The following is a 23336-nucleotide window of genomic DNA, read 5'->3' as shown; positions in this document are numbered from 1 at the left end:
TTTCTGCGGCCGAGACATGGGAGATGCCCACGCATGAGCACGCCACCGTCGCCACCCGCAGCGGAGCGACCTGACGGATCACCCGTCCGGATCGGTGCGCTCGTTCCGCTGACTCGTCCTGGCTGGGCGGAGGCGGGCCGACACCTGCTCACCGGACTCGAGTTGGCCGTATCCGAGGTCAATGACGCCGGCGGGATCGCCGGGAGACCACTCGAACTGGCGGTCCGGGACACCGCCGCCGATCCGCAGAAGGCCGCCGCGGCCGTAGCCGAATTGGCCGGCCTGGGCGTGGCGGCCGTGGCAGGCGAGTATCACAGCGTCGTCGCTCGCGCCGCTGCCACCAGGGCCGACGCCGTCGGCCTGCCGTTCCTCTGCTCGTCGGCGGTTCTCGACGTGCTCACCGAACAGCCGACGGAATGGGTCGCGCGCCTCTCCCCGCCGCAGTCCCACGGCTGGCAGGTCTACGCGGACTTCCTCCTCGGCGCGGGCCACACCCGTATTGCCGTGGCGACCCAGCCGAGTGTCTACTGGGCATCCGGGACCCGCATACTGCGGGACTGTCTCGCTCCACGCGGCGGCACCGTCATCGAACTCGACATGAGCGCCCTCACCCCCACGGCCGTGAGCGACGCACTCGTCGACCATCGCGCGACAGCCCTCCTCCTGCTGGTCGGCCACCCGGAGCCGGCCGTGCCGATCGTCCGGTCCGTCCGACGCGACCGGCGCCTCGCCGAGATTCTGATCGGTGCTCCAGCCGGACAACCGGAGTTCGCCGAATGGGCGGAGTCGCTGGGCGACGACGGCGCCGGGATCCCGTTCCTGCGTTACCTGCCCGAGCGCCTCAGCCCTCTCGGCCAACGAGTCGGGACGACCCTCCGCGAGCGGCTGGCCGAAGCGCCCTCCTTCGTCGCCTTCGAGGGCTACGACACGATCGCCGTCCTCGCCGACGTATTGCGTTCGCACGGCACGGACCCGCGGCGCATCGCCGAATCCTGGCCGCGTGTCGCGGTCGAAGGCACCCGCGGGCGGATCCGGTTCACCCGCACGCCGGGCATCAGCGTCTGGCAATGGGCCGGGCCACCCATCCAGGTCGTCGATCGAGATCCAGCGGAACCCGATCGCTTTCGGATCCTTCACACCGGCTGAGGGACTGGTCAGGGGCCCTCGCTGAAGGTCGGATCCACGTCGGTGTGCAGCAGGTCGTGGTCTGAGTACGGGGTGGTGTGCACTCGGTGCTTGAGCGCGGCGATGCCTCGCAGGAAGACATAGTCGAACTTGCTGCGCCAGTCGGTGGTCGGCTTGCAGGTGCCGGCGGACGAGGGACGGCAACCGGGATCCGTATCCGCGGCCAGTGCCCAGATCGGGGCGAGTTCAGGAGCGTCGGGCACGGCGTTGAAGTCGCCGAGAACGATCGCGCGGTCGTGCCGGGCGACGTCCGCGGCGAGCACGCGGGCCTGGTCCGCTCGGACTGCTTCCTGACGTCGTTGGGCGAGGTGGGTGTTGAAGACCCGGACGGGCTGGCCGCCCACCATGGTGGTGACGGCCATGTACCCACGGTCCTCGGATCCTCCGTCGGGGTACTCCACCTCGACGGTGTCCGTCATCGGTGCCGCGGAGAGGACCGCCTGGCCGAAGGCCCCCGGATTCCACGGCGCTCCCCCGCAGCGGCCCCAATCCTGAAGCACCGTCCCGTACTCGACGTGGTACTCCAGCCCGTGAAGGCTCTTCAGATACTCCCGGATCCTCTCGACGTCGCGCACGCACGCTTCTTGCATGCCGACGACCTGAGGCGCGTACGTGGCGATCTCCGCCGCCCGGCCGACGTTGCTCGCATCGCAGGGGTTACAGATGTTCCACGTCATGACCCGGTTCGGTACGACATCCCTGACGGCATCGACGGGCACGGACCTGCCGAAGAGGGCACCGCTGGGTGCACTGGGTCCGACCAGCACCATGCATGCCGCGACCACGGCGCCCGCGAGCAACCGTGTACCCCTTACGAGCACCATCGCCTCCTCCATGCGGATACATGCGGCATCCGACGTCTCCATGCAGAGGTTATGGGACGGGGCTGTGAGCGACACGTGCTTCTGATCCTTCAGCAGGCGCCTCACCCCTCCCCCTCGGGCTGCGCGCACGCGCCTCCTGGCAGGCCGCAGCCGACGCGGCCGTGGTGCGCGAAGCGCGCGAGAACCCTTGCGCGATTCGCGCAGCCGTGCGAGCGTTTCCCCGGCGTCGACGCCTGTCACCCCGGGACGGCGACGCCACCTGCGCATTCCGCGCACCAGGCGCACTTCAGACGCACATCCGGCGTCCGACAGCCACGCGTCACGAGGCAGCACCCGCCCATGCCCCGTCCCGGCCCCGCTCGCACCACCCGCCCCGGAAGGAAACGCCGTGACTGTCGGCATCCAGCTCCCGCACGTCCCCGTCCCGCTCTCGCGGCTGGTGCTCGGCACCATGACCTTCGGCGACACCGTGGACCGCTCGACGGCCGCGTCGATGCTGGACGCTGCGCTTGATGCGGGTATCACGGGCGTGGATACCGCGAACGGTTACGCGGGTGGTGAGAGTGAGCGGTTGCTGGGGGAGCTGCTTCCGGGGCGCCGGGAGCGGATCGTGCTGGCCACCAAGGCGGGTATCGCGCATCCCGACCAGGGCGATCACGCGCCCCTGTCGCCGGCCGGACTGCGCGCCGCGCTGGACGGCAGTTTGAAGCGGCTGGGGACCGATCACGTGGATCTGTTCTATCTGCATCAGCCGGACCGTGCGACGCCGCTGGCCGAAACCCTGGCGACCGTCGCCGAGTTCGTCGCCGAGGGCAAAGTGCTCGCTCTCGGCGTCTCCAATTACGCGGCCTGGCAGATCTGCGAACTCGCCCGCACGGCCGACGAGGTGGGCGCCCCGCGCCCGGTGATCGCCCAGCAGCTGCACAACCTCCTCGCGCGGCGTGTCGAGGAGGAGTACGTCGAGTACGCGGCCGTCAGCGGCCTGCGCACCATGGTCTACAACCCGCTCGGCGGCGGCCTGCTCACCGGCCGCCACACCTTCGAACAGGCCCCGGACAGCGGCCGTTTCGGTGATTCCAGGCTGGCCGCGATGTACAGGCAGCGGTACTGGAACGAGGACCTGTTCCGTGCCGTCACCGACCTCACCCGTATCGCCTCCGACGCGGGCCTGCCGCTGACCGCTCTGGCCCTGCGCTGGCTGCTGGAGCGCCCCTCCACCGACGCACTGCTCCTGGGCGGCTCCAAGGTCGAGCAGCTGCTCGCCAACATCGCCACCGCTGGCGACGGTCCGCTGCCCGCCGAGGTGCTGGCCGCCTGTGACGAGGTCGGCGCCCGTCTGCGCGGCCCGATGCCCGCCTACAACCGCTGACCACACCCCCACCAGCTAGGGAGACCCTCCTCATGGCAACCGGCCGCACCCCAGCCGAGTTCACCACCGCCCTGCGCGCCCGCGAGCAGCTCATCGGCTACTGGTCCCTGCTCGACTCACCCATCGCCGCCGAGCGCCTGGCCCGCCTCGGCTACGACTACCTCGCCTTCGACGCCCAGCACGGACTCTTCGGCTACCAGGGCATGCTCAACAACCTCCTGGCCACCGACACCAAAGACAGCACCGCCGTCGGCATCGTGCGCGTCGAAGCCAACGACCCCACCTACATCGGCAAAGCCCTCGACGCCGGCGCCACCGCCGTCATCGTCCCCCTGATCGACAACCCGCAGGACGCCGCCGACGCCGTCGCAGCCGTCCGCTACCCCCCACTCGGCCGCCGCTCCTACGGACCCATGCGCGCCCAGCTCCGCATCGGACCCAACCCGGCCGATGCCCACGCCCAGACCGCCGTCCTCGCCATGATCGAAACCGCCGACGGCCTCGCCAACGTCGAAGCCATCTGCAACACCGACGGCCTCGACGGCATCTACGTCGGCCCCTCCGACCTCCGCCTCGCACTCGGCGGCGCCACCTCCACCGACCCCTCCGTACAGCAGGAGTTCGACCAAGCACTGACCCGCATCAGCAAAGCCGCCGAAGCAGCAGGCATCGCCGCCGGCATCCACAACCCCGACGGCACAAACGCGGCCAAACGCCTCGCCCAGGGCTACACCTTCGCCACCGTGTCCTGCGACCTCATCCACCTGGAACAGGCGGCCGCCGGCCATCTGACCGCCGCACGTCAGGCGGGCGAGGCCCGATGACCACCTCCGACGGCACTCTGCGCCCCCACCCCGACCAGCCGGGCCGCACCGAGACCCACCTGGCCGCCCCCGCCGTGCAGAACCACGCCGCCAACCTCACCGTCCTGCCCGGCGGCGATCTGGGCTGTGTCTGGTTCGGGGGCACCCAGGAAGGCGTCGCCGACATCTCGGTGTGGTTCTCCCGCCTCGCCCAGGGCGCCGACACCTGGTCCCTCCCCGTGCGGCTCTCCGCCGACGACACCCGCTCCGAGCAGAACCCGCTCCTGTTCCCCGCTCCCTCGGGTGAGCTCTGGCTCCTGCACACCGCGCAGCGCGCCGGCCATCAGGACACGGCCGAGGTCCGGCTGCGCGTCAGCCACGACGAGGGCGCCACCTGGGGCCCGGCCCGCGTCCTGTTCCCGGCGACCGAGCAGGGCGGCGTGTTCGTACGCCAACCGGTCGTCCAAGTGCCGTCCAGTGAAAGGCTGTTGCTCCCCGTCTTCCGCTGTGTCGCCACTCCCGGCACCTCCTGGTCGGGCGACCGTGACACCAGCTCCGTCATGATCAGCGACGACGGCGGAGGCACCTGGCGCGAACGCCCCGTCCCGGGCAGCACCGGCCTCGTCCACATGAACATCCGCCCACTGCCCGACGGTTCACTCCTGGCCCTCTTCCGCAGCCGTCGCGCGGACGCCGTACACGGCAGCGTGTCGTCCGACGGCGGCGAGACCTGGACCGAACCGCACCCCCTGGACCTGCCGAACAACAACTCCTCGATCCAGTACACCGTGCTGGCCGACGGCAGGCTCGCCCTGGTCTACAACCACAGCAGCGCGGCCGATGCCGTCGCCCGCAGGGTCTCGCTGTACGACGAGATCGACGACGGGGGAGTGGCAGGGACACCTTCGGCAACCGCCGCCCCCACGGGCGACGCGTTCTGGGGCGCCCCCCGCGCCCCGCTCTCCCTGGCCCTTTCCCCGGACGACGGACGCACATGGCCGCTGCGTCACGACCTCGAAACCGGCGACGGCCACTGCCTGACCAACAACTCCCGCGATGGCCTCAACCGCGAGCTGTCCTACCCCTCCCTCGCCCAGACACCGGACGGCACCCTCCACATCGCCTACACCCACCACCGGCGCACCATCAAACACATCCGTCTGGACGGCGACTGGCTGAAGCGGGAGTTCCCTGCCTGACCCGGCACGCGCTTCTAGAGTGACCTCCATCCGACCGAAACTGCCGGAAAATGGGGGAACGCATGAGCGAGGACACCCGCGGCGCCGCACGCGCGATCATCGAGCGGAACCTGTACATGGTGCTGGCCACCGTCGGCGCGGACGGTGCCCCCTGGGCGTCACCCGTCTTCTACTCCACCGGGGACGGACGAGACCTGTACTGGGTCTCGTCCCCCGAGGTCACGCACTCCCGCAACATCGCCCACGAGCCCCGGATCGGCATCGTCCTCCACGACTCCCGGGCCCCGGTGGGCACAGCCGGCCCCCTCGCCCTGTATCTGAAGGCCACGGCGGAGGAACTCCAGGGCGAGGAGGCCGTGGAGGGCCTGCGGGTGATTCCCGGCCCCGCCGGACGCGGCGGCCGCTCCTTCGCCCAGGAGGAGGTGTGTCCGCCCGCGCCGTGGCGGGTGTACCGGGCCCGGGTCAGCGAATACTCGATGATCTGCCCCCGCGAGGAGGGGCGCTGCGCCGAACACGGGCTGGACTACGAGCACCGGACGACAGTCCGCCTGTGACCGAGGGTCACCCCGCGTCCGAAGCTCTCACTCCCCGCGTTTTGGATCAGGGCTTCCCCTGCGCTGCATCAGCGCTGTACGGGCGCTAACCGGCCGCCCGCAACAGTGGCATCACCGGCTCCCACCAGGGGAGCGGCGATCACAGGGGACGGCTCCATGGGTACCGCCGGAACACCACAGCGCAGGGCCATACTCACCGGTGGGCTGGCTGCCACCACCGCGGCTCTGCTCACCGCCTGTTCGTCGAAGACGGACTCCACGACCAAGGGGACGGCCGCGGGCGCGAGCACGTCCCCCTCTCCCGTCGCCGCCGCGCGACCGGACTCGCCCCGGTCGGCGTTCGCGCGGCTGATGGACGGCAACAAGCGCTGGGTGGACGGCAGCCTCCAGCACCCCGACCGCGACCCGAAGCGGCGCCAGTTCGTCGCCGAGGAGCAGAAGCCCTACGGCGTGATCCTGTCGTGCATCGACTCCCGGGTGCCGCCGGAGCTGCTCTTCGACACCGGGCTCGGCGACCTCTTCGTGATGCGCACGGGCGGACAGGTCGTGGGACCGGTCGTCGTCGGTTCCGTGGAGTACGGGCCGATGACGTCCGGCACCCCGCTCATCGTGGTCCTCGGCCACCAGCGCTGCGGTGCCGTCAAGGCGGCGTACGAGGCGCTGCGCGACGGCAAGCAACTGCCCGGCAACCTGCAGTCGATCGCCGACGCCCTCGAGCCGGCGTACGAGGAGACAGCCAAGGGCAAGCACGCCGACCCGGTCGACGCCATGACCCGCATCCAGATCAAGCAGACCGCCGCCGACCTGCGTTCCAACAAGGACCTCGCCCCGATGGTGAAGAAGGGCGACCTGGCCGTCGTCAGCGCCTACTACTCGCTCGACACCGGCCGGGTGGACGTCCTCACCGGCGCGCCCTCCGCCTGATCCGGAGACGACGGAGACCGGGCGGAGAAAAACGTTCTACGCCCGGTCACGTTATACTTGCGGCGCTCATGGAGGCCGCCGTCGTGCCTGGTCGCACGGCCGCAACAGCGAGGGGGTGGACGCCGTTCCGGCACGCCCCGCCCGCATCCAGGACGTCGCGGCAGCCGCCGGCGTCTCGGTGTCCACGGTGTCGAACGTGCTCAACCGGCCCGAGCGCGTCACCGCACGGACCGCCGAGCGCGTCCGCGTCGCGGTCGCCGAGCTCGACTACGTCCCCCACCCGGGAGCAGCGGGCCTGCGCACCGGCCACTCCTCCGCCATCGGGCTCGTGCTGCCCGACGTGACCAACTCCTTCTACGCGCGCATCGCACGCGGCGCGGCCGACGCGGCCTACGACCACGGCTACTCCCTCGTCCTCTGCCACAGCGGCGACGCCCCGGAGCGGGAACAGGGCTACTTCAGCATGCTCGTCGAGCAGCGGGCCGTCGGCGTGGTCGTCGTACCGCTCAGCGCCGACCCGGGGCGGCTGGCCCGGCTGCGCGAGCGGGGCATCCCGCTGGTCCTGGCCGACCGCGCGATGCCCGACCGGGAGGGCTGCTCGGCCTCCGTCGACGACATCGCGGGCGGCCGCATCGCCGTACAGCACCTCCTCGACAGCGGGGCGCGCGACATCCTCGTCGTCAACGGCGAACGCGGCATACGCCAGTGCGCCGACCGGTACCAGGGCGCCCGGCAGGCCGTCCGCAGCCGGCGCGAGGCACGGCTGGACCAGGTCGTCGCCGAGCGAATGACCGTCGCGTACGGCACACAGACAGCGCGCGAACTCGAGCACCTGCCCGACGGGGTGTTCTGCACCAACGACTTCCTCGCGGCCGGCCTGTGCCGGGGACTGACCGAGCGGGGGGTGCGCATCCCCGAGGACGTGCAGGTCGTCGGCTACGGCGACCTCGACGTCGCGAGCTTCGGGGCGACGACCCTGACGACGGTCCGGCAGCCGGTGGAGGACCTCGGCCGGGCGGCCGTGGAGATGCTGCTCGACGAGATCGAGGCCCGCGCGGACCACCTCCACGAGACCCGCGTCTTCGCCCCCGGCCTCGTCCTGCGCGACTCCACCCGTCCTCTCTCCGACGACTAGGGTCCGCTGCCTTCGTCGGACGGCACCCTCAGCGTCACCGGGCCCAGCAGCCCCGACGAGAGCTGGGAGTCGAACGCCCAGGCGGTCGGTGTGGCCTCCGCGAGATACGGCGCCAGCGTGCCCCGGACGGTCACCTCCACCCGGACGGTACGCCCGGCGGCACCGCGCAACGGGAAACGGTACGGCGCGCAGAACGCCTCACCGGTGGACTCCCCGTCGACCGACACCTCCGCACTGCCCCGTACCCGCCCGAGATCCAGCACGGGATCGGCCCCCGGCGGCACCCGAAGCGCACGCGCGTACGTCACGCCGCCGCTCCAACTGCCCAGCCCCAGCTCACGCCAGTCGCCGAGCGGCATCGGCGCCGGTACGGTCCGCACGCGCACCGGTCCGCGCCAGGCGGAACCGCCCCGCAGGACCGCCGTCGGCTCGGTGACCACCTCGACCGGCGTGGGGGCGGAAAGCGGTTGACGGAGTGTCAGCCGATGCCCGTCCAGGGGGGATTGTGGTCCGTCCCCGACCCGCACGCTCGCGGGGAGCGCCAGCGGCAGGTCGAGCGACACCGTGCCCGCCGGGACGGTGAACCGGAAGCGCTGCGGGGCCGCGTGGACATCGTCGGTGGACCGCGACGGCCATACGGTGCCGGCGAGCACCGGACGGCCGGTGAGCCACCCGGCGTCCGGCAGCGGGTGCGGCCGTACCGCGGCGTGGCAGTGCCGCAGCTCGCCCCGCCTGCGCTCGTCCTCGACGGTCCGCCCCCGCCACCCGCCCGTTCCGGCCTCCCAGCCGGCGCCGCTGACCAGGGCCGTCACCTCGGCCCCGGATCGCACCACCAGGTCGACGAACACCGCGTCCCGGGCGTCGGCACTGTCGGCCACGACCTCCAGGGTGTGCTCGCCCGCCCCGAGCGCCGGTTCGTGGCGGAAGAACTGCGGTACGGCGCCCCAGTCCGCCTCGTAGTACTCCACCTTCTCCTGCCGCGCCACGACGTCCCCGTCGAGCAGCACGGTGACAGCCGAGGCGGCACCCACCACGAGCACCGCCCGCGCGCTCTCGCCCGGGACCCGCAGCCGCGCGCGATACGTCACCCGGCCGTCCGGCCGCACACCCTCCGGCGGGCGCATGAACCGCGGTCGCGGCCCGAGCCCGTCCGGCGCGGACAGGCAGAAGAAGCTGCCCAGCGGTGTGCCGTCCTCGGCCGAGATCGTCGAGGGACGGCTCTGGGCGTCGGACAGTTCGTACTCGAGCACGTTCCGGGCGCGGGCCACCGTGATCCGGGCGGACGCCACGTGCCCTCCGTCGTCCGGGTCCAGCCGCTCGCCGTTCCACCACACCCGCTTGCCGGCCTCCGCGCCGACATGCAGTGCGGCGGGCCCCCGGTGATCGGTCTCCACGATCGTCCGGACCCTGGCCGCCGTCGCGCCGACCGGCACGGGCACGCGGACGAACTCCTCGTTCACCAGCCCCTTGAGGCCCAGCAGCCCGCCCGGCTCCGGGATGCCCCGGCTCGACGAGTACACGGCGACGTCCCAGCCCGCGTCAGGCGGCACGAGAGGCAGCTCGCCCGCCAGGACTCGTTCGGCGCGGTCGGCGTCCAGCGGCTCGGGCACCTGGCCGACGGGCACCGGGGGCAGGACACGGACCCGGTTGCCGTACGTGGCCCGGGTCCGCTCCCACACCGCGCCCTCGGTCCACTCCATGGTCCAGATCTGCGGCTCGTCCACGGACGATCCCGGGGGCAGTGCCAGATCGCCCCAGGTGTTGTCCAGGGTGGGGATCAGCCGGCCGTGCCAGCCGGCCGAGATGTCGAGCACACGGACGGGCGACTCCCGTTCCGGCGGCGTCGGCGCCGGGCGGCCTTCACGCCAGACGACCAGGGCCGCGGGGGCGCCGTCCAGCGGCACCTCGATCGTCGAGACGGCGCCGTCGGCGGAGTCGGACACGGTGACGCGCGCGGGACGGCGGGAGCCGGTCGCCGGGTTCCAGACCTCGGCCTCGGCGACCTCGGCCCGCACGGTGACGGACGACGTGCCGACGGCAAGGCCCGACGGGGAGGCGCCGGTTCGCAGCGGATGCGCGCCGATCTCCGGAAAGGCCGCCGTGACCAGCGCCGCCGCCTCGTTCCCCTGCCGCCTGACGAGCAGCGGCACCTCACCGGTGGCGTACCCGGCCGCGCCCGCCACCGCCGCCGCACCTGCCTCCGGGTCGCGCACCCGCTCCAGCCGCGGATGGGCCAGCAGGGCCGCCACCACCGCGTCGTCACCTGACCGGCCCGCGGCCGTCCCGGGCGGACGCCCCACGACCACGACTCGCCCACCCGCGTCGAGCAGTTCGGCCAGCCGCCGCGCCGTCTCCTCCTCCAGCACGCTCGCCGAGGGCAGCAGCACCGCGCTGTAGGCCAGGTCCCTGATGCGCAGGGAGCCGTCGGTGGCCTTGGCGCGCTGGACCGAGTCGTCGTCGACGACGTCGAAGGAGATCCCGTGCAGGTCCAGGGTGCCGACGTGCGGGGCGAGCCAGTTGTTGGTGCCGCACAGGTCCAGGTAGTGGCGCTGCGTCTCGTCGGCATCGGCATGGCCGTCGCCCAGCCGGCCGTCGCCGAAGTGCTGGACCGGCGCGTCCAGCGGGATGAGCGCCTGCATGGTGGCGGTCGGGTGCAGGACCGCCACGTCGGCCGCATAGCCGCCCCAGGACATGATCGAGCAGATTCGGGCCACGGCCCGGGAGAACGCCGGGTACTGCTTCCAGTAGGGCTGGCGCCAGTCGGTGGACGGCGGCGCCCACTCGAACCAGCCGCCCGCCGTGCCGAAGTAACTGGCGTGCGGGTTGTACAGATTGGCGCCGCTGCGCAGGAACGGCAGCAGCCAGTGGTAGGTGTCCTCCAGCGTGCCGCCCCAGCCGGAGGAGTGGAACGCCTCGATCCACACCCGCTCGTGGCCGTAGAGGTGGGCCATGGAGGAGTGCACCTTGGCGTCACCGTGATGGTCGCTGCCTGCGGCGCTGTACCAGCGGTGGGTCCGGAAGTAGTCGGTGTAGATCTGCGTCGACTGCGCCGGACAGCCCGCGCGGGCCGGGTGGCTCTGGTCGCTGCCGAGCAGCAGGCCGCGCTCGCGGTGCCAGTCGGCGAGTGGCCGGAACAGGGCCTCCTCGGTGAGTGCCGCGCGCACCGCGTAGTAGTCGGCGCGGATCTCTCCGTCCGGCACGGTGGCGTTCGTCCCGAACAGGGCCGGAAGGTGGTCGAGCAGGTCGTAGCCGCGCCGGGCGCGGAACGCGTCGGCGAAGCGGTGGCTCCACGCGTTCGTGCCCGGCAGTTCGTCCTGGAAGCTGCCCGCGATGACGGTGCCCAGGTACTCGGGCACACGGCGGTCGTACTCGTGGTGGACGGTGTCCATCAGCAGGTCCACGGCGTGCGGGTCGAGGTAGTCGAACGCCGTGGCGACGGTGGTGACGAGCCGCACCTCTGTACCGTCGGCGGCTGCGACGCCCACGGGGCCCGGGCCGTCCGCGGCCAGATCGAGGCGCCGGCCCTGCCGCGTGTAGGCGGCCAGCGGGGTCTCGGCATCACTGACGGCGACCCTGCCCCGGGCGACGATGACGTCATGACAGCGCAGCGCGCGGCCGGCCGCCTCGGGATGACGCCGTGTCACTCCGCCCTGCACATTGGCGCCTGAGAACCCGATCTGGTCGTAGAACCACAGGCGCGTGCCCAGTTCCGCGGCGATCTCGCAGGCGTCGGTGAAGCGCGCCCACCACTCCTCGCCGAACCACGCCGGATCGTCGGCCCGGGCACCGAACGTCGGGCCGGCCGGGGCCAGGTTGATCACGACGAGGTTGTGGACACCGCCCTGCGCGAACGCCCGCAACTGCCACGCCAGGCGCTCACGGGTGACCTTCGCACCCGACCACCACCACAGGGGAGTCGGGCCGAAGTCGCGGGGCGGGTCGTCGAACAGGCGCTGGAGCGCGGGGGAGATCACGGACATCGTCCTTCCCCTGAAACGTTTTTAGGCCACCTTCACCGTAGGGGACCTGGCACGGTGACGCCATATCCGCGCACAGTGGCGACGAGGCCGACGGCATGTCACGCATCTGCGCGCGACATCTTGTTGCAACGTTTTTCTCGCCCTATATTCGCTGCGACCAGGCCCCCGGAAACGCGATGTCACCAGACGACGGAGTCGCATCATGGCCGGTACCCGCCCCATCCCGAAACAGCTCTGGAAGGCCGCCGCCCTGTCGGGCATGGCCTCCTATCTCGATGCCGGGCTGATCGTCAGCATCTCCGTCAACCTGGCCATCTACCGCGACAGTTACGCCATGGGCGTGTGGATGGCCGGTGCGATCAGCGCGATCGTCACCGGCTGCATCGCCGTCGGGTCCCTCGTCGGGGGACGGCTCGCCGACCTGTTCGGCCGCCGCCGCGTCTACAACTGGGACATCTTCTGCTTCGCCCTCGGCGCGATCGTCATCACGCTGGCCCCGGACGACATCACGCTGCTGATCGGTGTCCTCATCGCGGGGCTCGCGGCCGGCGCCGACCTGCCGACGTCCCTGGCCGTGGTCTCGGACGCCGCGCCCTCCTGGGCCCGGGGCAGGCTCGTCGCCTTCACCCAGGTCATGTGGATGCTGGGCATCGCCGTCGCCATCTTCCTGGGCTTCGTCCTGTCCACCACGGGCATGACCGGGGCCCGGCTCATCACCGGGCAACTGGCCGTCGCCGCCCTCGTCACCTGGGCCCTCCGATCCCGTCTGAAGCTGTCCGACGAGCCGTCAGGGACCGGAACGGAGGCAGCGCCGGAGGGTATCTCCCTGAAGAACCTGTGGAAGCGCGCCGCCCTGCTGCCGATGACCGCGACCTTCGTCTTCTACGTCACCTGGGGCCTCGGGGCCAACACCTTCGGCCAGTTCGGCACCTATCTGCTCGTCACCGTCAGCGATGCCTCGCAGAGCCTGGCCACCGGGATCAACCTGGCCTTCATCCCGATCGGGGTGCTGCTGACCATTGCCTTCGTCCGGGTCGCCGACACCCCTTGGCGCGACCGGCTGTTCCACGTGGCCGCGGTGGTGCAGATCCTCGCCTTCGTCATCGCGTCCCTGACCGCGGGCGCGCTCGTCGGCATGCTCGTCTTCTTCGTCCTCTACCAGCTCTCCCACCCCTTCGCCGGAGAGGCCAACTACAAGGTGTGGTCGCAGCTCACGCTGCCCGCGGACACCCGGGGCACCACACAGGGCCTGACCTACGCCCTGTCGCGGGGCGTCTTCGCGGTCGCCGCGTTCTTCACCCCCGCCCTCGCCGACCACAGCCCGGCCGTCCTGCTCTGGACGATCACCGCCTGTATGACGGTGGCGGCGTTCGCGGGCGTCTTCATCATCCGCGTCCTGGTACCGCGTTCCTCCGGTGCGGTGCGTGACCGATCTGCCTTGCGTGTCCCCAGCCCCTGAGCCGCAGCAGACCCTGACAAGGAGCACCGACCATGGCAACGACCGCGGAGACCGAGCCGGACGGCACCCGCACGGCCGTAGGGACCGCCGCCCTGCACGACCTGCTCCCGCCGGTCGCCCGGCGCCGCACCCGGATCGGACTGGTCGCCGGTGGACTGGGCACCTACTGGCCGCAGTTCCCCGGGCTCCTCCCACAGCTCAAGGAGTCGGCCGCTTATGTCGCCGAGCGCTTCCGGGGGATGGACGCGGAGGTGACCGACGCCGGATTCGTCTCCGACGCGCGGGAGGGCGCGCAGGCCGCCGAGCTGCTGCGCCGGGCCGACTGCGATCTGATCGTGCTGTTCCTGACGACGTATCTGACGTCCTCGATGGTGCTGCCGATCGCCCAGCGCTCGCACACGCCCGTCCTGGTCATCGACCTCCAGCCGAGCGAGCGGATGAGCCACGCGACCTTCGGCACCGGTGACTGGCTTGCCTACTGCGCCCAGTGCTCCGTCCCAGAGGTCGGCAACGTCTTCCGGCGCGCCGGCATCCCCTTCCGGTCGGTCTCGGGATGGCTGCGCCAGGAGTCCGCGTGGCGGCGCATCGAGCAGTGGATCCGGGCCGCGCACATCCGCGCCGCCCTCCGGCACGCCCGGCACGGCCTGATGGGGCACGTCTACCCCGGCATGCTCGACGTGCAGACCGATCCGACGCTGCTGGCCACGACGTTCGGCTCGCACGTGGAGGTGCTGGAGTTCGACGACCTGCGGCACCGGGTGGAGCGCGTGACCGACGCGGAGACCCGGGAGCGCATGGCACTCGCCCGGCAGGTCTTCACCCTCGACGACAGCGTGGTGGACGAGGACTTCGCCTGGGGCGCGACCGTGTCGGTCGCACTGGACCGCCTCGTCGAGGACTTCGGGCTCGACACCCTCGCCTACTACCACCGCGGCCTCGACGGCGAACTGCACGAGCGGCTCGGCGCCGGCATGATCCTGGGCGCCTCCCTGCTCACCGCCCGGGGCGTACCCGCGGCCGGCGAGTACGAACTGCGCACCAGCGTCGCCCAGCTCGCCTCCCAGAGCGTCGGCGCCGGCGGCTCCTTCACCGAGATCCAGGCCCTCGACTTCGAGGACGGCGTCGTGGAGATGGGCCACGACGGACCCGCCCACCTCGCCGTCAGCGCCCGCGACCCCCTCTTGCGCGGACTCGGCGTCTACCACGGCAAACGCGGCTGGGGCGTGAGCGTCGAGTTCGACGTCCGGCACGGGCCCGTCACCCTGCTCGGCCTCGCCCAGGACGCCGATGGCAGCCTGTCCTTCGTCACGTCCGAGGGCACCGTCGTCCCCGGACCGCTGCTGGAGATCGGCAACACCACCAGCCGTGTCGACTTCGGCCGCGATCCCGGCGAATGGGTGGACGCGTGGAGCGCCACGGGCGTCGGCCACCACTGGTCCCTCGCGGTCGGCCACCACGCGGCCGACTTCCGGGCGGCGGCGAGCCTGCTCGGCATCGAGCACCGGGGCGTATGACGGGGAGATGGGTGTCGTCCCCGCCCGGAGATGGGTGCGGGCACCGATGGTGACGCCACCGGTGTGCGTGTGAGGCTGGCAGCGTCGCCGAGGCTTTCGTGCCGGTTGTCATGGCCGCGGCCTCGGTATGCGCCGAGAGGCGGACGACGCTGCCCGTTCAGAGCCCCCCCCTCGAAGGAGGAGCCCCTATCCATCCCCGCAAGGTGAAACGATCCGCCTACCGCGCTCCCACGAAGGCGGTGACCCGTGGGACACGCTGACAGCCTCCTCGCCATGGGCGGTGCCTTCCTGGCCGCCGCCTTCCTCGCCCGCCTCGGCGGCAGGATCGGACTCCCGACGATTCCGCTGTTCATGCTCGCGGGAATCCTGCTCGGCCCGCACACCCCGGGTCTGGTCATCGTCGAGGACGCACACGACTTCGAGATGCTCTCCGCGCTCGGACTGGTGCTGCTGCTGTTCTACCTGGGCCTTGAGTTCCACCTCGACGACCTCAAGAGCGGCGGCCGGCGCCTGCTGACCGCGGGCGGGATCTATCTGCTGCTCAACGTCGGCGCGGGTCTGGCCTTCGGGTTCGCCCTGGGCTGGGGTGTCCGGGAGGCGCTGGTGCTCGCCGGTGTCCTCGGGATCTCCTCGTCCGCCATCGTCACCAAGATCCTCATCGATCTGGGCCGCATCGGCCGCCCGGAGACCCGTCTCATCCTGGGCGTCATCGTGGTCGAGGACATCTTCCTCGCGCTGTACCTCGCCGCGCTCCAGCCGGTCATCAGCGGTGCCCAGGGCCTCGGGGACATGGTCCTCCAGGGCGGCAAGGCCTTCGGCTTCCTGCTGGTCCTGGCCGCCGCGGCCCGCTACGGCACGAAGCTGGCCGGGCGCCTGATCGTGACCCGCGACAGCGAACTGCTCGTCATCAGCTTCCTGGGCGCCGCGGTCCTCGTGGCGGGAGTCGCCGAGGTCCTCGGAGTCGCCGACGCCATCGGCGCGTTCATGGTCGGCCTGATCCTGGCCGGCACCTCCTCCGGCCCGCGCATCCGGGAACTGGTGCATCCGCTGCGCGACGCCTTCGCGGCGATCTTCTTCTTCGCCTTCGGACTCTCCATCGACCCCGGTGACATCCTGTCCGTCGTCGGCCCGGTCGCCGCGGCGGCCGCGCTGACCGTCGTCATGAACATCATCGCCGGACTCCTCGTCGCCCGCGTGTACCGCTACGGCACCGAGCCCGCCGCCGAGATCGCCACCACCCTCGTGGCCCGCGGGGAGTTCGCGCTGATCCTGGCCGCCATGGCCGCCAGCGCCGGACTCGACAACCGCCTCGCCCCGTTCATCGCCGGATACGTCCTCGTCCTCGCGGTCCTCGGCCCCATCGCCGCCGGGCGCTCCTCCCTGCTCGCCCGCGCGCTCCGGTCCGCCCAGGGCCTCCTGCCGGGCCGCACGGCCCCGGCGTACGACATCGAGCCCCAAGCCGACCCCGTACCGTCCGCTCCCCAGCCCGCCGAGGCCGAACGATAGCGGTCTCGGCCTCAGGGCTTCTAGGGCTCGATCAGGCCGACGCGGATGGCGTAGCGCGTTAGCTCCAGACGGTCCTTCAGGCCGAGCTTCTGGAGCAGGTTGGCGCGGTGGCGCTCCACCGTCTTGGGGCTGATGACCAGCAGCTCGGCGATCTGCTGCGAGGTGTGGCCCTCGGCGACGAGCTTGAGGATCTCCTCCTCGCGGTCGGTGATGGCCCGGGAGGGCGGTGCGCCGCCCTCCCGGGCGCGGTCGAGGTAGTCGCGGACGAGCGCGTCGACGGCACCGGGATACAGGAAGGGCTCACCCCGCATGGTGGCCCGGCACGCCTCGACCAGGTCGCGGTCCGCGACGGACTTGAGCACATAGCCCGAGGCACCGGCACCGAGCGCCTCGAAGAAGAACTGCTCGTTGTCGTACATGGTCAGGATGAGGATCCGTGTCCCGGGGCAGGTCCGGGACAGCTCCCGGGCGGCCTGGAGCCCCGTCAGCCGGGGCATGGCGATGTCGAGGACGGCCAGATCCGGTCGGTGCTCGCGGGCCCGGGCGACGGCCTCGGCACCGTCGTCCGCCTCGGCGACCACGGTGAGATCGGGTTCGGCGTCCAGGATCAGCCGGACACCCCGCCGCACCAGGGCGTGGTCGTCGGCGAGCAGGATGCGGGTGGGGGAGGAGTCGGTCATGGTCGGCCGTTCCGGTCGGGATCGCGTACGGGCACGGGGACGGTCAGGCGTACTTCGGTGCCCTTCTCCGGGCCGGGGCCCAGGCTGAGGTCGGCGCCGACGAGCAGGGCACGTTCCCGCATGCCGCGGATGCCGGCTCCCTCCGGCGCGTCACCGGTGCCCCGGCCGTCGTCACGGACGCAGAGCCGCACGCCCGTGGCGGTCCGCCGCAGGGCCAGCTCGGCGTGCCGGGCGTGCGCGTGCCGGGCGACATTGGTGAGCCCCTCCTGCGCCACCCGGTAGAGGACGAGTTCGGCCTCCGGGCCCAGCGGCGGCAGATCCGCGTCCAGGCGGTGCCGGACGGACAGACAGGGCCCGCCGAAGTCGGTGGCGAGGGACTTCAGCGCACTCGCCAGACCGAGTTCGTCCAGCACACCGGGGCGCAGCCGGCGGGCGATACGACGGATCTCGTCCAGACCGGCCCGGGTGGTCTCCTGCACCTGGCGCAGCTCCTCCAGCAGATCGGGCGGGGCATGACCGGCCACCCGCTTGAGTTCGAGCAGAACGGCCGTGAGGGTCTGACCGACCTCGTCGTGCAGCTCCTGGGCGATACGGCGCCGCTCGGCCTCCTGGGCGGACAGGACCCGGGCGCTGCTCGTGGCCCGCTCGTCCTCCAGCCGGTCGAGCATGGTGTTGAAGGTCGTGATCAGCTCGGCGACCTCCGCCTGGCCGCCGACCGCCGGACGCCGCCCCGGACGCAGCAGGTCGGTCGTCGTCATGGCGCGCGTCAGGCGCTGGAGCGGGGCGAGCCCGACCCGCAGCAGCAGGGCGTTGGCGACGAGCATCGCGGCCAGTCCCACCGTCAGCACCGCGGCCTCGGTGAGCAGCACCGGCGTGGAGACGGTCACGGGCCCCAGCAGCAGCGCGGTCGCCGTGATCAGCACGAGGGCGTTCAGCAGGAAGATCCGCCAGAACAAGGGCACCGCGTACCGCCTCCACCGACCTGTCAGCCTCCGTCATCCCTCCAGCGTGTGCGCTGCCCGGCCCCGACGCCATCCGTGACACCACCCATCCTCGAGGCGAACACCGGCTCCCCGGCACGGCGTTCGTACAGTGCGGCCACCGGGAAGGATGAGGGTGGGGCCTGATGGCGGAAGCCGCAGGAGGGGGGAGAAGCTGAAGCCCCGGTGAGACCGGCCGGCAGCGCATCGGCGGGCCGTCTCCCTCCGCACCGTCACGTGGCCCGACACCCCAGGACTTGCCATGGCCTCGGCCGTGCCCTGCCTCGAAGCGCTGTCGGGTTCCGGGAAGGAGAAGCCGTGCCCCAGTCCGGAGACGAACGTCTCGTCGACCTCGAAGCGCGACTCGAGCGGGAGGACCCCAGGTTCGCCCGGGCCCTGCGATCCGGCCGCCCGGCCCGGCCCCGGGAGTACCGGCGTACCGGAGCCTGGTGGGGACTGGCACTCGGCGTGGCCGTCCTGGGCTCCGGCATCGCCCTGGCCCAGGGGCTCCTCATCGCGGCCGGGCTGGTCCTGGTCGGCATGTCGGCCCAGCTCGTCGACCCGGACCCGAGCCGCCTGGGGCGTCAGGGCCCCAGGAGGCGGTGACGCCACCCTGAGCGGTGTGGCAGCGGACAGCCGTATCCCGGAGGCCGCTCCCGCGGGCTCGGCGGCCCCACGTACACCGAGTCCCCGCCGATCCGGAACAGGCCGACCAGGGCCATGAGAATGCCGCCGTCAGAGTGCGGTCGTAACCCATGTGAACGTCCTGGATGGTGGGACGGCCCGGCATGACTGACGGTGGTTCACGTCGAGGCCGGGTCTCCTGAGCTGGCGAGGAGTCAGCTGCCCGGCCCGCGACGGAAGGACTACCGATGCGCTCTGCCCGCATTCTGCTCGCGACGGCAACCGCCACGGCGGCCCTCGCGATCGCCGCACCCACCGCCTGTGCCGAGGCCATGGGTGACCGGGACCACGACACCACTTCTAACAGCAAGGAGCACCACAAGGACGACAGACACCACGAGCCGCGCGGCGGGGTACACACGGGTGGCGGAGCGCTGGCCGCGGTGAACGCCGACGACGACTGGGACAACCCCAAGCACGACCCGGACACCTACAAGGACGGCGAGCGCGGCGAGGACCCCTGGGGCGACAAGCACGACGACCCCTACGGGGACAAGCACGACAAGGACTGGGGCGACAAGAACGACAAGGAGTGGGGCGACAAGCACGACGAGAACGGCAAGCACGACGAGAACGGCAAGCACGACGAGGACGGCAGGCACCACGAGGACGGCAGGCACGACAAGCCGCGCGGCGGTGTCCACACCGGTGGTGGCGCGCTGGCCGGGCCGGCTGTCACCGCCGGCGGTCTCGCCGTGCTCGCGGTGGCCGGCACCGGCCTGTACGCGCTGCGACGCCAGAGGGGCTCGCGGGGCGTGGCCTGACCCATGCCTGACCACATAGCCGCCGTGGCCGCCGCACGTGCCCCTCGCGTCGCGGCGGCCCGGCTCGTCGTCCACGCGTGTCGTGCCCGCTGCCCTGCCCGACGCGCTGCCGTGCCCGAATGAGGTGGTCCCCGATGGCAGCCAGCCCCCTTACCCCCGCCGACCCAGGCCCCGAGCCGCAGAAGTCGAAACGGCGATTCCGCACAGCCGTGACGGCCTTCTGGGCGGTGGCCGCCCTGGTCCTGACCCTGTGCCTGGTCGGCGGCGGCGATGAGTCGTCCGACACCGCGGGCCCGCCGCACGCCCCGCCGGCCGTGCCTTCCACCTCCGCGGAGATCCACCGGTCCGGATCGTCCAAGGCCCGACCGCGTCTGCCCCGGTCCCGGCCGGTCCGCCTCCGCATCCCCAAGATCGCGGTCGACGCGCCGTTCACCGGCCTCGCCATCGACCGTTCGGGTCAGCTCGCGCCCCCGCCGCCCGACGAGACCAACCTCGTCGGCTGGTACGCCAAGGGCCACTCGCCCGGAGAGACCGGCACCGCGATCATCGCCGGGCACGTGGACACCGCGACGTCCCTGGCCGTGTTCGCCCGGCTCAGCGAGCTGAAGAAGGGGGACCGGTTCCATGTGACGCGAGCCGACGGCCGCCTGGCGACCTTCGTGGTCGACGGAGCGGAGTCGTACGAGAAGGACGGCTTCCCCAGCGAGCGCGTGTACGGCGACACGGCCGAGGCCCAGGTCCGGCTCATCACCTGCTCGGGTACCTACGACCGCAAGGCCCGGGACTACACCGAGAACCTGGTGGTCTTCGCCCACCTCGTCTGACTTCAGGGTCTGCGGCCTGACTTGGTGTTTTACAGTTGCTGCCACGAGTTCAGGCGACTGTGGGACCTGTGAGGTATACGCGAACCATGACGACCGAAACGTTTGAGTTCCAGGTAGAGGCGCGTCAGCTCCTCCAGCTGATGATCCACTCGGTCTACTCGAACAAGGATGTCTTCCTGCGGGAACTCGTCTCCAACGCTTCCGACGCGCTCGACAAGCTGCGTCTGGAGAAGCTGCGGGACGACTCGCTCGACGCCGACGTGTCGGATCTGCACATCCGGATCGATGTCGACAAGGAGGCCCGCACCCTCACGGTGCGGGACAACGGCATCGGGATGTCGTACGAGGAGGTCGGGCAGCTCATCGGCACCATCGCCAACTCGGGGACCGCCACGTTCCTGCAGGAGCTGAAGGAGGCCAAGGACGCGGCCGGGGCCGAGGGGCTCATCGGCCAGTTCGGCGTCGGCTTCTACTCCGGCTTCATGGCGGCGGACGAGGTGACACTGGTGAGCCGGCGGGCCGGCGAGAGCCAGGGGACCCGCTGGACGTCGCGCGGCGAGGCCACGTACACGCTGGAGAAGGTGGACGACGCGCCCCAGGGCACGTCCGTCACGCTCCACCTCAAGCCCGCCGACCCCGAGAACCAGCTCCACGACTACACCTCGCCGTGGCAGATCAAGGACATCGTCAAGCGGTACTCGGACTTCATCACCTGGCCGATCCGGATGGTCCCGGAGGCGGGCGACGGCGACAGCGCCCCCGAGCCCGAGACGCTGAACTCCATGAAGGCCCTGTGGGCGCGCTCGCGCGACGAGGTGTCCGACGACGAGTACCACGAGCTGTACAAGCACATCAGCCACGACTGGCGCGAGCCGCTGGAGACGATCCGGCTCCAGGCGGAGGGCACCTTCGAGTACCAGGCCCTGCTCTTCGTCCCCGCGCACGCCCCGCACGACCTGTTCACGCGGGACTTCAAGCGCGGCATCCAGCTCTATGTGAAGCGCGTCTTCATCATGGACGACTGCGAGGAGCTGCTCCCGCCGTACCTGCGCTTCGTCAAGGGCGTCGTCGACGCGGCGGACCTCTCGCTCAACGTCTCCCGCGAGATCCTCCAGCAGGACCGGCACATCCGGATGATGCAGCGCCGGCTGACCAAGAAGGTCCTGTCCACGGTCAAGGAGTTCATGACCAAGGACGCCGACCGCTACGCCACGTTCTGGCGCGAGTTCGGCACCGTCCTCAAGGAGGGCCTGGTCACCGACTCCGAGAACCGCGACGCCATCCTCGCCGTCTCCTCGTTCGCGACCACGCACGCCGACGACGAGCCGACCACCCTGGCCCGGTACGCGGAGCGGATGAAGGACGGCCAGGACGACATCTACTACCTCACCGGCGAGTCCCGGCAGAGCATCGAGAACTCCCCGCACATGGAGGCGTTCCGCGACAAGGGCATCGAGGTCCTGCTGCTCACCGACGCCGTCGACGAGGTGTGGGTGGACGCCGTGGGCGAGTACGAGGGCAAGCGGCTGCGGTCCGTCGCCAAGGGCGAGATCGACCTGGACGCCCAGGGGGACGAGAAGGCCGACGAGGAGCGGGAGAAGCAGGCCGAGGACTACGCCGGGCTGCTCGGCTGGATGCGGGAGCAGCTCGGCGAGGACATCAAGGAGGTGCGCCTGTCGGCCCGGCTCACCGTCTCTCCCGCCTGTGTCGTCTCGGACGCGCACGATCTGACCCCGGCCCTGGAGAACATGTACCGGGCGATGGGCCAGGAGGTGCCGCGCGCCCAGCGGATCCTCGAGCTCAACCCGGGCCACCTGCTGGTGAAGGGCCTGAACCAGGCGTACAAGGAGCGCGAGGACCGCTCGGGCCTCGTCGAGTCCGCCGAGCTGCTGCACACGCTGGCGGTGCTCGCCGAGGGCGGTCAGCCCAAGGATCCCGCCCGTTTCGTCAAGCTGGTGGCGGACCGCCTGGAGCGCACGCTGTAGCCACGGGACGGATCACGGACGGATCGCAGGACGGATCAGGGGTGGTCCGGGGCGCCCGCCGCCCGCGCGCCGGGCGGGGTCGTTCCGGTGCCCGGAGGGACGACCTCGCCCTGGACCACCCGCGGCGCGGTGTCCGACCCGGCCTCCTCGTCCTTCGCGGCGCGGGCCTCGGCCTTGAGGATGCGGGCCGACTTGCCGGCCGAGCGGGCGAGTTCGGGGAGCTTCTTCGCTCCGATCACGGCTATGACGACGATGAGGATGATCGCGAGCTCGCTCAGTCCGAACATGGTGTCCTGTCCTTTCCCGCCCGGGCCGGGCACGGCGCGAGCGTATCGGGCGGGGAGCTCGGCGTCATCGCCGCCTCGGGCCGCGGGGCAAGCTGCCCGCGCAGGTGGGGCAGCATGCCGAGGTCGAGCAGTGCCTGCCGCCAGGCCAGCCGGGCGTGCTCCACACGGCCCGCCGTCGGTACGCCGCGTCGGCCCAGGGCCGTGCGCAGCAGCGCGGCCAGGGCGAGGAGGCCGGTCAGGGCCGCCACGAGCGCCAGGGTCCAGCCGGCCGCGAGGAGCGATCCGGGCAACGGCCCCGGGGCGTCGGCCACTTGGAGCATGCCGCCGAGCAGGAGCAGCACCCCGGCGGACGTGGCCGCCACGAGGGGCGTGAGCACGGCGAGGGCGGGCAGCAGGCTGCCGGTGCCGAGCGGGCCCCGCGCCTCGTGCCGGGCCGCCCGCCGTACGGCGAGATAGGCGCGGTACGGCTCGCCGGCCGCCGCCGCGATGTCGTCGGCGTGGGCCAGCGTGTGGGCGCGCAGGCGCGCGGCCGTCCGGCCGGTCGGGTCGGCGCCGAGGGCACCGCGGATGTCCGCGGTGTTCAGCGCCAGGTGCAGTACCGCTTCGAAATCCGCGCGGTCCTCGGGGCGGAGGCGGGACGATTCGGCCACATGGTCTCCCGGTCGGTTGCTGGTGCGGCC

20 protein-coding genes are annotated in these 23336 nt (G+C 71.6%); 14 read left to right on the top strand and 6 right to left on the bottom strand.

Features of this window, described 5'->3' with window-relative positions:
• Positions 1–33 precede the first annotated feature (33 nt).
• On the top strand, positions 34–1146 hold the full coding sequence (locus ACFTZL_RS03845) for an ABC transporter substrate-binding protein (RefSeq protein WP_382577880.1): 1113 nt from the start codon (positions 34–36) through the stop codon (positions 1144–1146).
• Between the two features lie 8 nt (positions 1147–1154).
• On the opposite strand, the gene ACFTZL_RS03840 is transcribed toward ACFTZL_RS03845, so the two are convergent.
• A complete protein-coding gene (locus tag ACFTZL_RS03840) occupies positions 1155–2051 on the bottom strand; it encodes an endonuclease/exonuclease/phosphatase family protein (protein WP_382577877.1) in 897 nt (298 codons plus the stop codon).
• 346 nt (positions 2052–2397) lie between these two features.
• Between ACFTZL_RS03840 and ACFTZL_RS03835 the strand changes: the two genes are divergently transcribed.
• The 6 genes from ACFTZL_RS03835 (at position 2398) to ACFTZL_RS03810 (ending at position 7993) form a co-directional block, all read left to right on the top strand.
• Positions 2398–3378, top strand: a complete 981-nt coding sequence (locus ACFTZL_RS03835; protein ID WP_382577874.1) for an aldo/keto reductase — start codon at positions 2398–2400, stop codon at positions 3376–3378.
• Positions 3379–3410: 32 nt separating this feature from the next.
• On the top strand, positions 3411–4202 hold the full coding sequence (locus ACFTZL_RS03830; protein WP_382577871.1) for an HpcH/HpaI aldolase/citrate lyase family protein: 792 nt from the start codon (positions 3411–3413) through the stop codon (positions 4200–4202).
• The gene (locus tag ACFTZL_RS03825; RefSeq protein ID WP_382577868.1) at positions 4199–5380 is read left to right on the top strand and encodes an exo-alpha-sialidase; all 1182 of its coding nucleotides are present in this window, start codon (positions 4199–4201) and stop codon (positions 5378–5380) included. The genes ACFTZL_RS03830 and ACFTZL_RS03825 overlap by 4 nt, the downstream gene beginning before the upstream one ends.
• Before the next feature lie 62 nt (positions 5381–5442).
• Positions 5443–5934, top strand: coding sequence for a pyridoxamine 5'-phosphate oxidase family protein (locus ACFTZL_RS03820; RefSeq protein ID WP_382577865.1), 492 nt, complete (start codon positions 5443–5445; stop codon positions 5932–5934).
• Between the two features lie 156 nt (positions 5935–6090).
• Positions 6091–6858, top strand: a complete 768-nt coding sequence (locus tag ACFTZL_RS03815; RefSeq protein ID WP_382577863.1) for a carbonic anhydrase — start codon at positions 6091–6093, stop codon at positions 6856–6858.
• 115 nt (positions 6859–6973) lie between these two features.
• On the top strand, positions 6974–7993 hold the full coding sequence (locus tag ACFTZL_RS03810) for a LacI family DNA-binding transcriptional regulator (RefSeq protein ID WP_382577861.1): 1020 nt from the start codon (positions 6974–6976) through the stop codon (positions 7991–7993).
• Here the strand turns inward: ACFTZL_RS03810 and ACFTZL_RS03805 are convergent.
• A complete protein-coding gene (locus ACFTZL_RS03805) occupies positions 7990–11967 on the bottom strand; it encodes a glycosyl hydrolase (protein ID WP_382577911.1) in 3978 nt (1325 codons plus the stop codon). The genes ACFTZL_RS03810 and ACFTZL_RS03805 overlap by 4 nt on opposite strands.
• Before the next feature lie 208 nt (positions 11968–12175).
• Between ACFTZL_RS03805 and ACFTZL_RS03800 the strand changes: the two genes are divergently transcribed.
• The 3 genes from ACFTZL_RS03800 (at position 12176) to ACFTZL_RS03790 (ending at position 16452) form a co-directional block, all read left to right on the top strand.
• Positions 12176–13432: an MFS transporter gene (locus tag ACFTZL_RS03800; protein ID WP_382577858.1), complete on the top strand. Its 1257-nt coding sequence runs from the start codon at positions 12176–12178 to the stop codon at positions 13430–13432.
• A 32-nt stretch (positions 13433–13464) separates the two neighbouring features.
• Complete coding sequence (locus ACFTZL_RS03795; RefSeq protein WP_382577856.1) at positions 13465–14946, top strand: arabinose isomerase; 1482 nt, start codon at positions 13465–13467, stop codon at positions 14944–14946.
• Between the two features lie 246 nt (positions 14947–15192).
• Positions 15193–16452, top strand: a complete 1260-nt coding sequence (locus tag ACFTZL_RS03790) for a cation:proton antiporter (protein ID WP_382577854.1) — start codon at positions 15193–15195, stop codon at positions 16450–16452.
• 20 nt (positions 16453–16472) lie between these two features.
• On the opposite strand, the gene ACFTZL_RS03785 is transcribed toward ACFTZL_RS03790, so the two are convergent.
• Both ACFTZL_RS03785 and ACFTZL_RS03780 read right to left on the bottom strand, forming a co-directional pair.
• Entirely contained in the window at positions 16473–17132 is a 660-nt protein-coding gene (locus ACFTZL_RS03785; RefSeq protein ID WP_359895586.1) for a response regulator transcription factor, read from the bottom strand.
• The gene (locus ACFTZL_RS03780; RefSeq protein WP_382577850.1) at positions 17129–18094 is read right to left on the bottom strand and encodes a HAMP domain-containing sensor histidine kinase; all 966 of its coding nucleotides are present in this window, start codon (positions 18092–18094) and stop codon (positions 17129–17131) included. Before ACFTZL_RS03780 ends, ACFTZL_RS03785 begins: the two co-directional genes overlap by 4 nt.
• A gap of 336 nt (positions 18095–18430) precedes the next feature.
• On the opposite strand from ACFTZL_RS03780, the gene ACFTZL_RS03775 reads away from it, so the two are divergent.
• The 4 genes from ACFTZL_RS03775 to htpG all read left to right on the top strand — a co-directional run bounded on the left by ACFTZL_RS03775 (position 18431) and on the right by htpG (position 22369).
• On the top strand, positions 18431–18718 hold the full coding sequence (locus ACFTZL_RS03775) for a DUF3040 domain-containing protein (protein WP_382577848.1): 288 nt from the start codon (positions 18431–18433) through the stop codon (positions 18716–18718).
• Positions 18719–18984: 266 nt separating this feature from the next.
• Positions 18985–19560: a hypothetical protein gene (locus ACFTZL_RS03770; protein WP_382577846.1), complete on the top strand. Its 576-nt coding sequence runs from the start codon at positions 18985–18987 to the stop codon at positions 19558–19560.
• Between the two features lie 134 nt (positions 19561–19694).
• A complete protein-coding gene (locus tag ACFTZL_RS03765) occupies positions 19695–20384 on the top strand; it encodes a class F sortase (protein WP_382577843.1) in 690 nt (229 codons plus the stop codon).
• An 86-nt stretch (positions 20385–20470) separates the two neighbouring features.
• Positions 20471–22369, top strand: a complete 1899-nt coding sequence (gene htpG, locus ACFTZL_RS03760; RefSeq protein WP_382577840.1) for a molecular chaperone HtpG — start codon at positions 20471–20473, stop codon at positions 22367–22369.
• Between the two features lie 35 nt (positions 22370–22404).
• Here htpG and ACFTZL_RS03755 read toward each other — a convergent pair whose 3' ends face one another.
• Positions 22405–22656, bottom strand: coding sequence for a twin-arginine translocase TatA/TatE family subunit (locus ACFTZL_RS03755; protein WP_382577837.1), 252 nt, complete (start codon positions 22654–22656; stop codon positions 22405–22407).
• Positions 22644–23336: hypothetical protein (locus tag ACFTZL_RS03750; protein WP_382577834.1), on the bottom strand; the 693-nt coding region annotated here is incomplete at its 5' end. The genes ACFTZL_RS03750 and ACFTZL_RS03755, both read right to left, overlap by 13 nt.

Origin of the sequence: Streptomyces sp. NPDC056948 (genome assembly GCF_042674225.1) — a bacterium.
Taxonomy (GTDB): domain Bacteria; phylum Actinomycetota; class Actinomycetes; order Streptomycetales; family Streptomycetaceae; genus Streptomyces; species Streptomyces purpurascens.
The sequence above is the reverse complement of the archived record's forward strand: the minus strand, read 5'-3'. Positions and strand labels throughout refer to the sequence as shown.

Bases quoted from the DNA above. Each gene is read 5' to 3' on its own strand.
- ACFTZL_RS03845 (WP_382577880.1), top strand. From the start codon at position 34: ATGAGCACGCCACCGTCGCCACCCGCAGCGGAGCGACCTGACGGATCA.
- ACFTZL_RS03840 (WP_382577877.1), bottom strand. From the start codon at position 2,051: ATGGAGACGTCGGATGCCGCATGTATCCGCATGGAGGAGGCGATGGTG.
- ACFTZL_RS03830 (WP_382577871.1), top strand. From the start codon at position 3,411: ATGGCAACCGGCCGCACCCCAGCCGAGTTCACCACCGCCCTGCGCGCC.
- ACFTZL_RS03825 (WP_382577868.1), top strand. From the start codon at position 4,199: ATGACCACCTCCGACGGCACTCTGCGCCCCCACCCCGACCAGCCGGGC.
- ACFTZL_RS03820 (WP_382577865.1), top strand. From the start codon at position 5,443: ATGAGCGAGGACACCCGCGGCGCCGCACGCGCGATCATCGAGCGGAAC.
- ACFTZL_RS03815 (WP_382577863.1), top strand. From the start codon at position 6,091: ATGGGTACCGCCGGAACACCACAGCGCAGGGCCATACTCACCGGTGGG.
- ACFTZL_RS03800 (WP_382577858.1), top strand. From the start codon at position 12,176: ATGGCCGGTACCCGCCCCATCCCGAAACAGCTCTGGAAGGCCGCCGCC.
- ACFTZL_RS03795 (WP_382577856.1), top strand. From the start codon at position 13,465: ATGGCAACGACCGCGGAGACCGAGCCGGACGGCACCCGCACGGCCGTA.
- ACFTZL_RS03785 (WP_359895586.1), bottom strand. From the start codon at position 17,132: ATGACCGACTCCTCCCCCACCCGCATCCTGCTCGCCGACGACCACGCC.
- ACFTZL_RS03770 (WP_382577846.1), top strand. From the start codon at position 18,985: ATGCGCTCTGCCCGCATTCTGCTCGCGACGGCAACCGCCACGGCGGCC.
- ACFTZL_RS03765 (WP_382577843.1), top strand. From the start codon at position 19,695: ATGGCAGCCAGCCCCCTTACCCCCGCCGACCCAGGCCCCGAGCCGCAG.
- htpG (WP_382577840.1), top strand. From the start codon at position 20,471: ATGACGACCGAAACGTTTGAGTTCCAGGTAGAGGCGCGTCAGCTCCTC.
- ACFTZL_RS03755 (WP_382577837.1), bottom strand. From the start codon at position 22,656: ATGTTCGGACTGAGCGAGCTCGCGATCATCCTCATCGTCGTCATAGCC.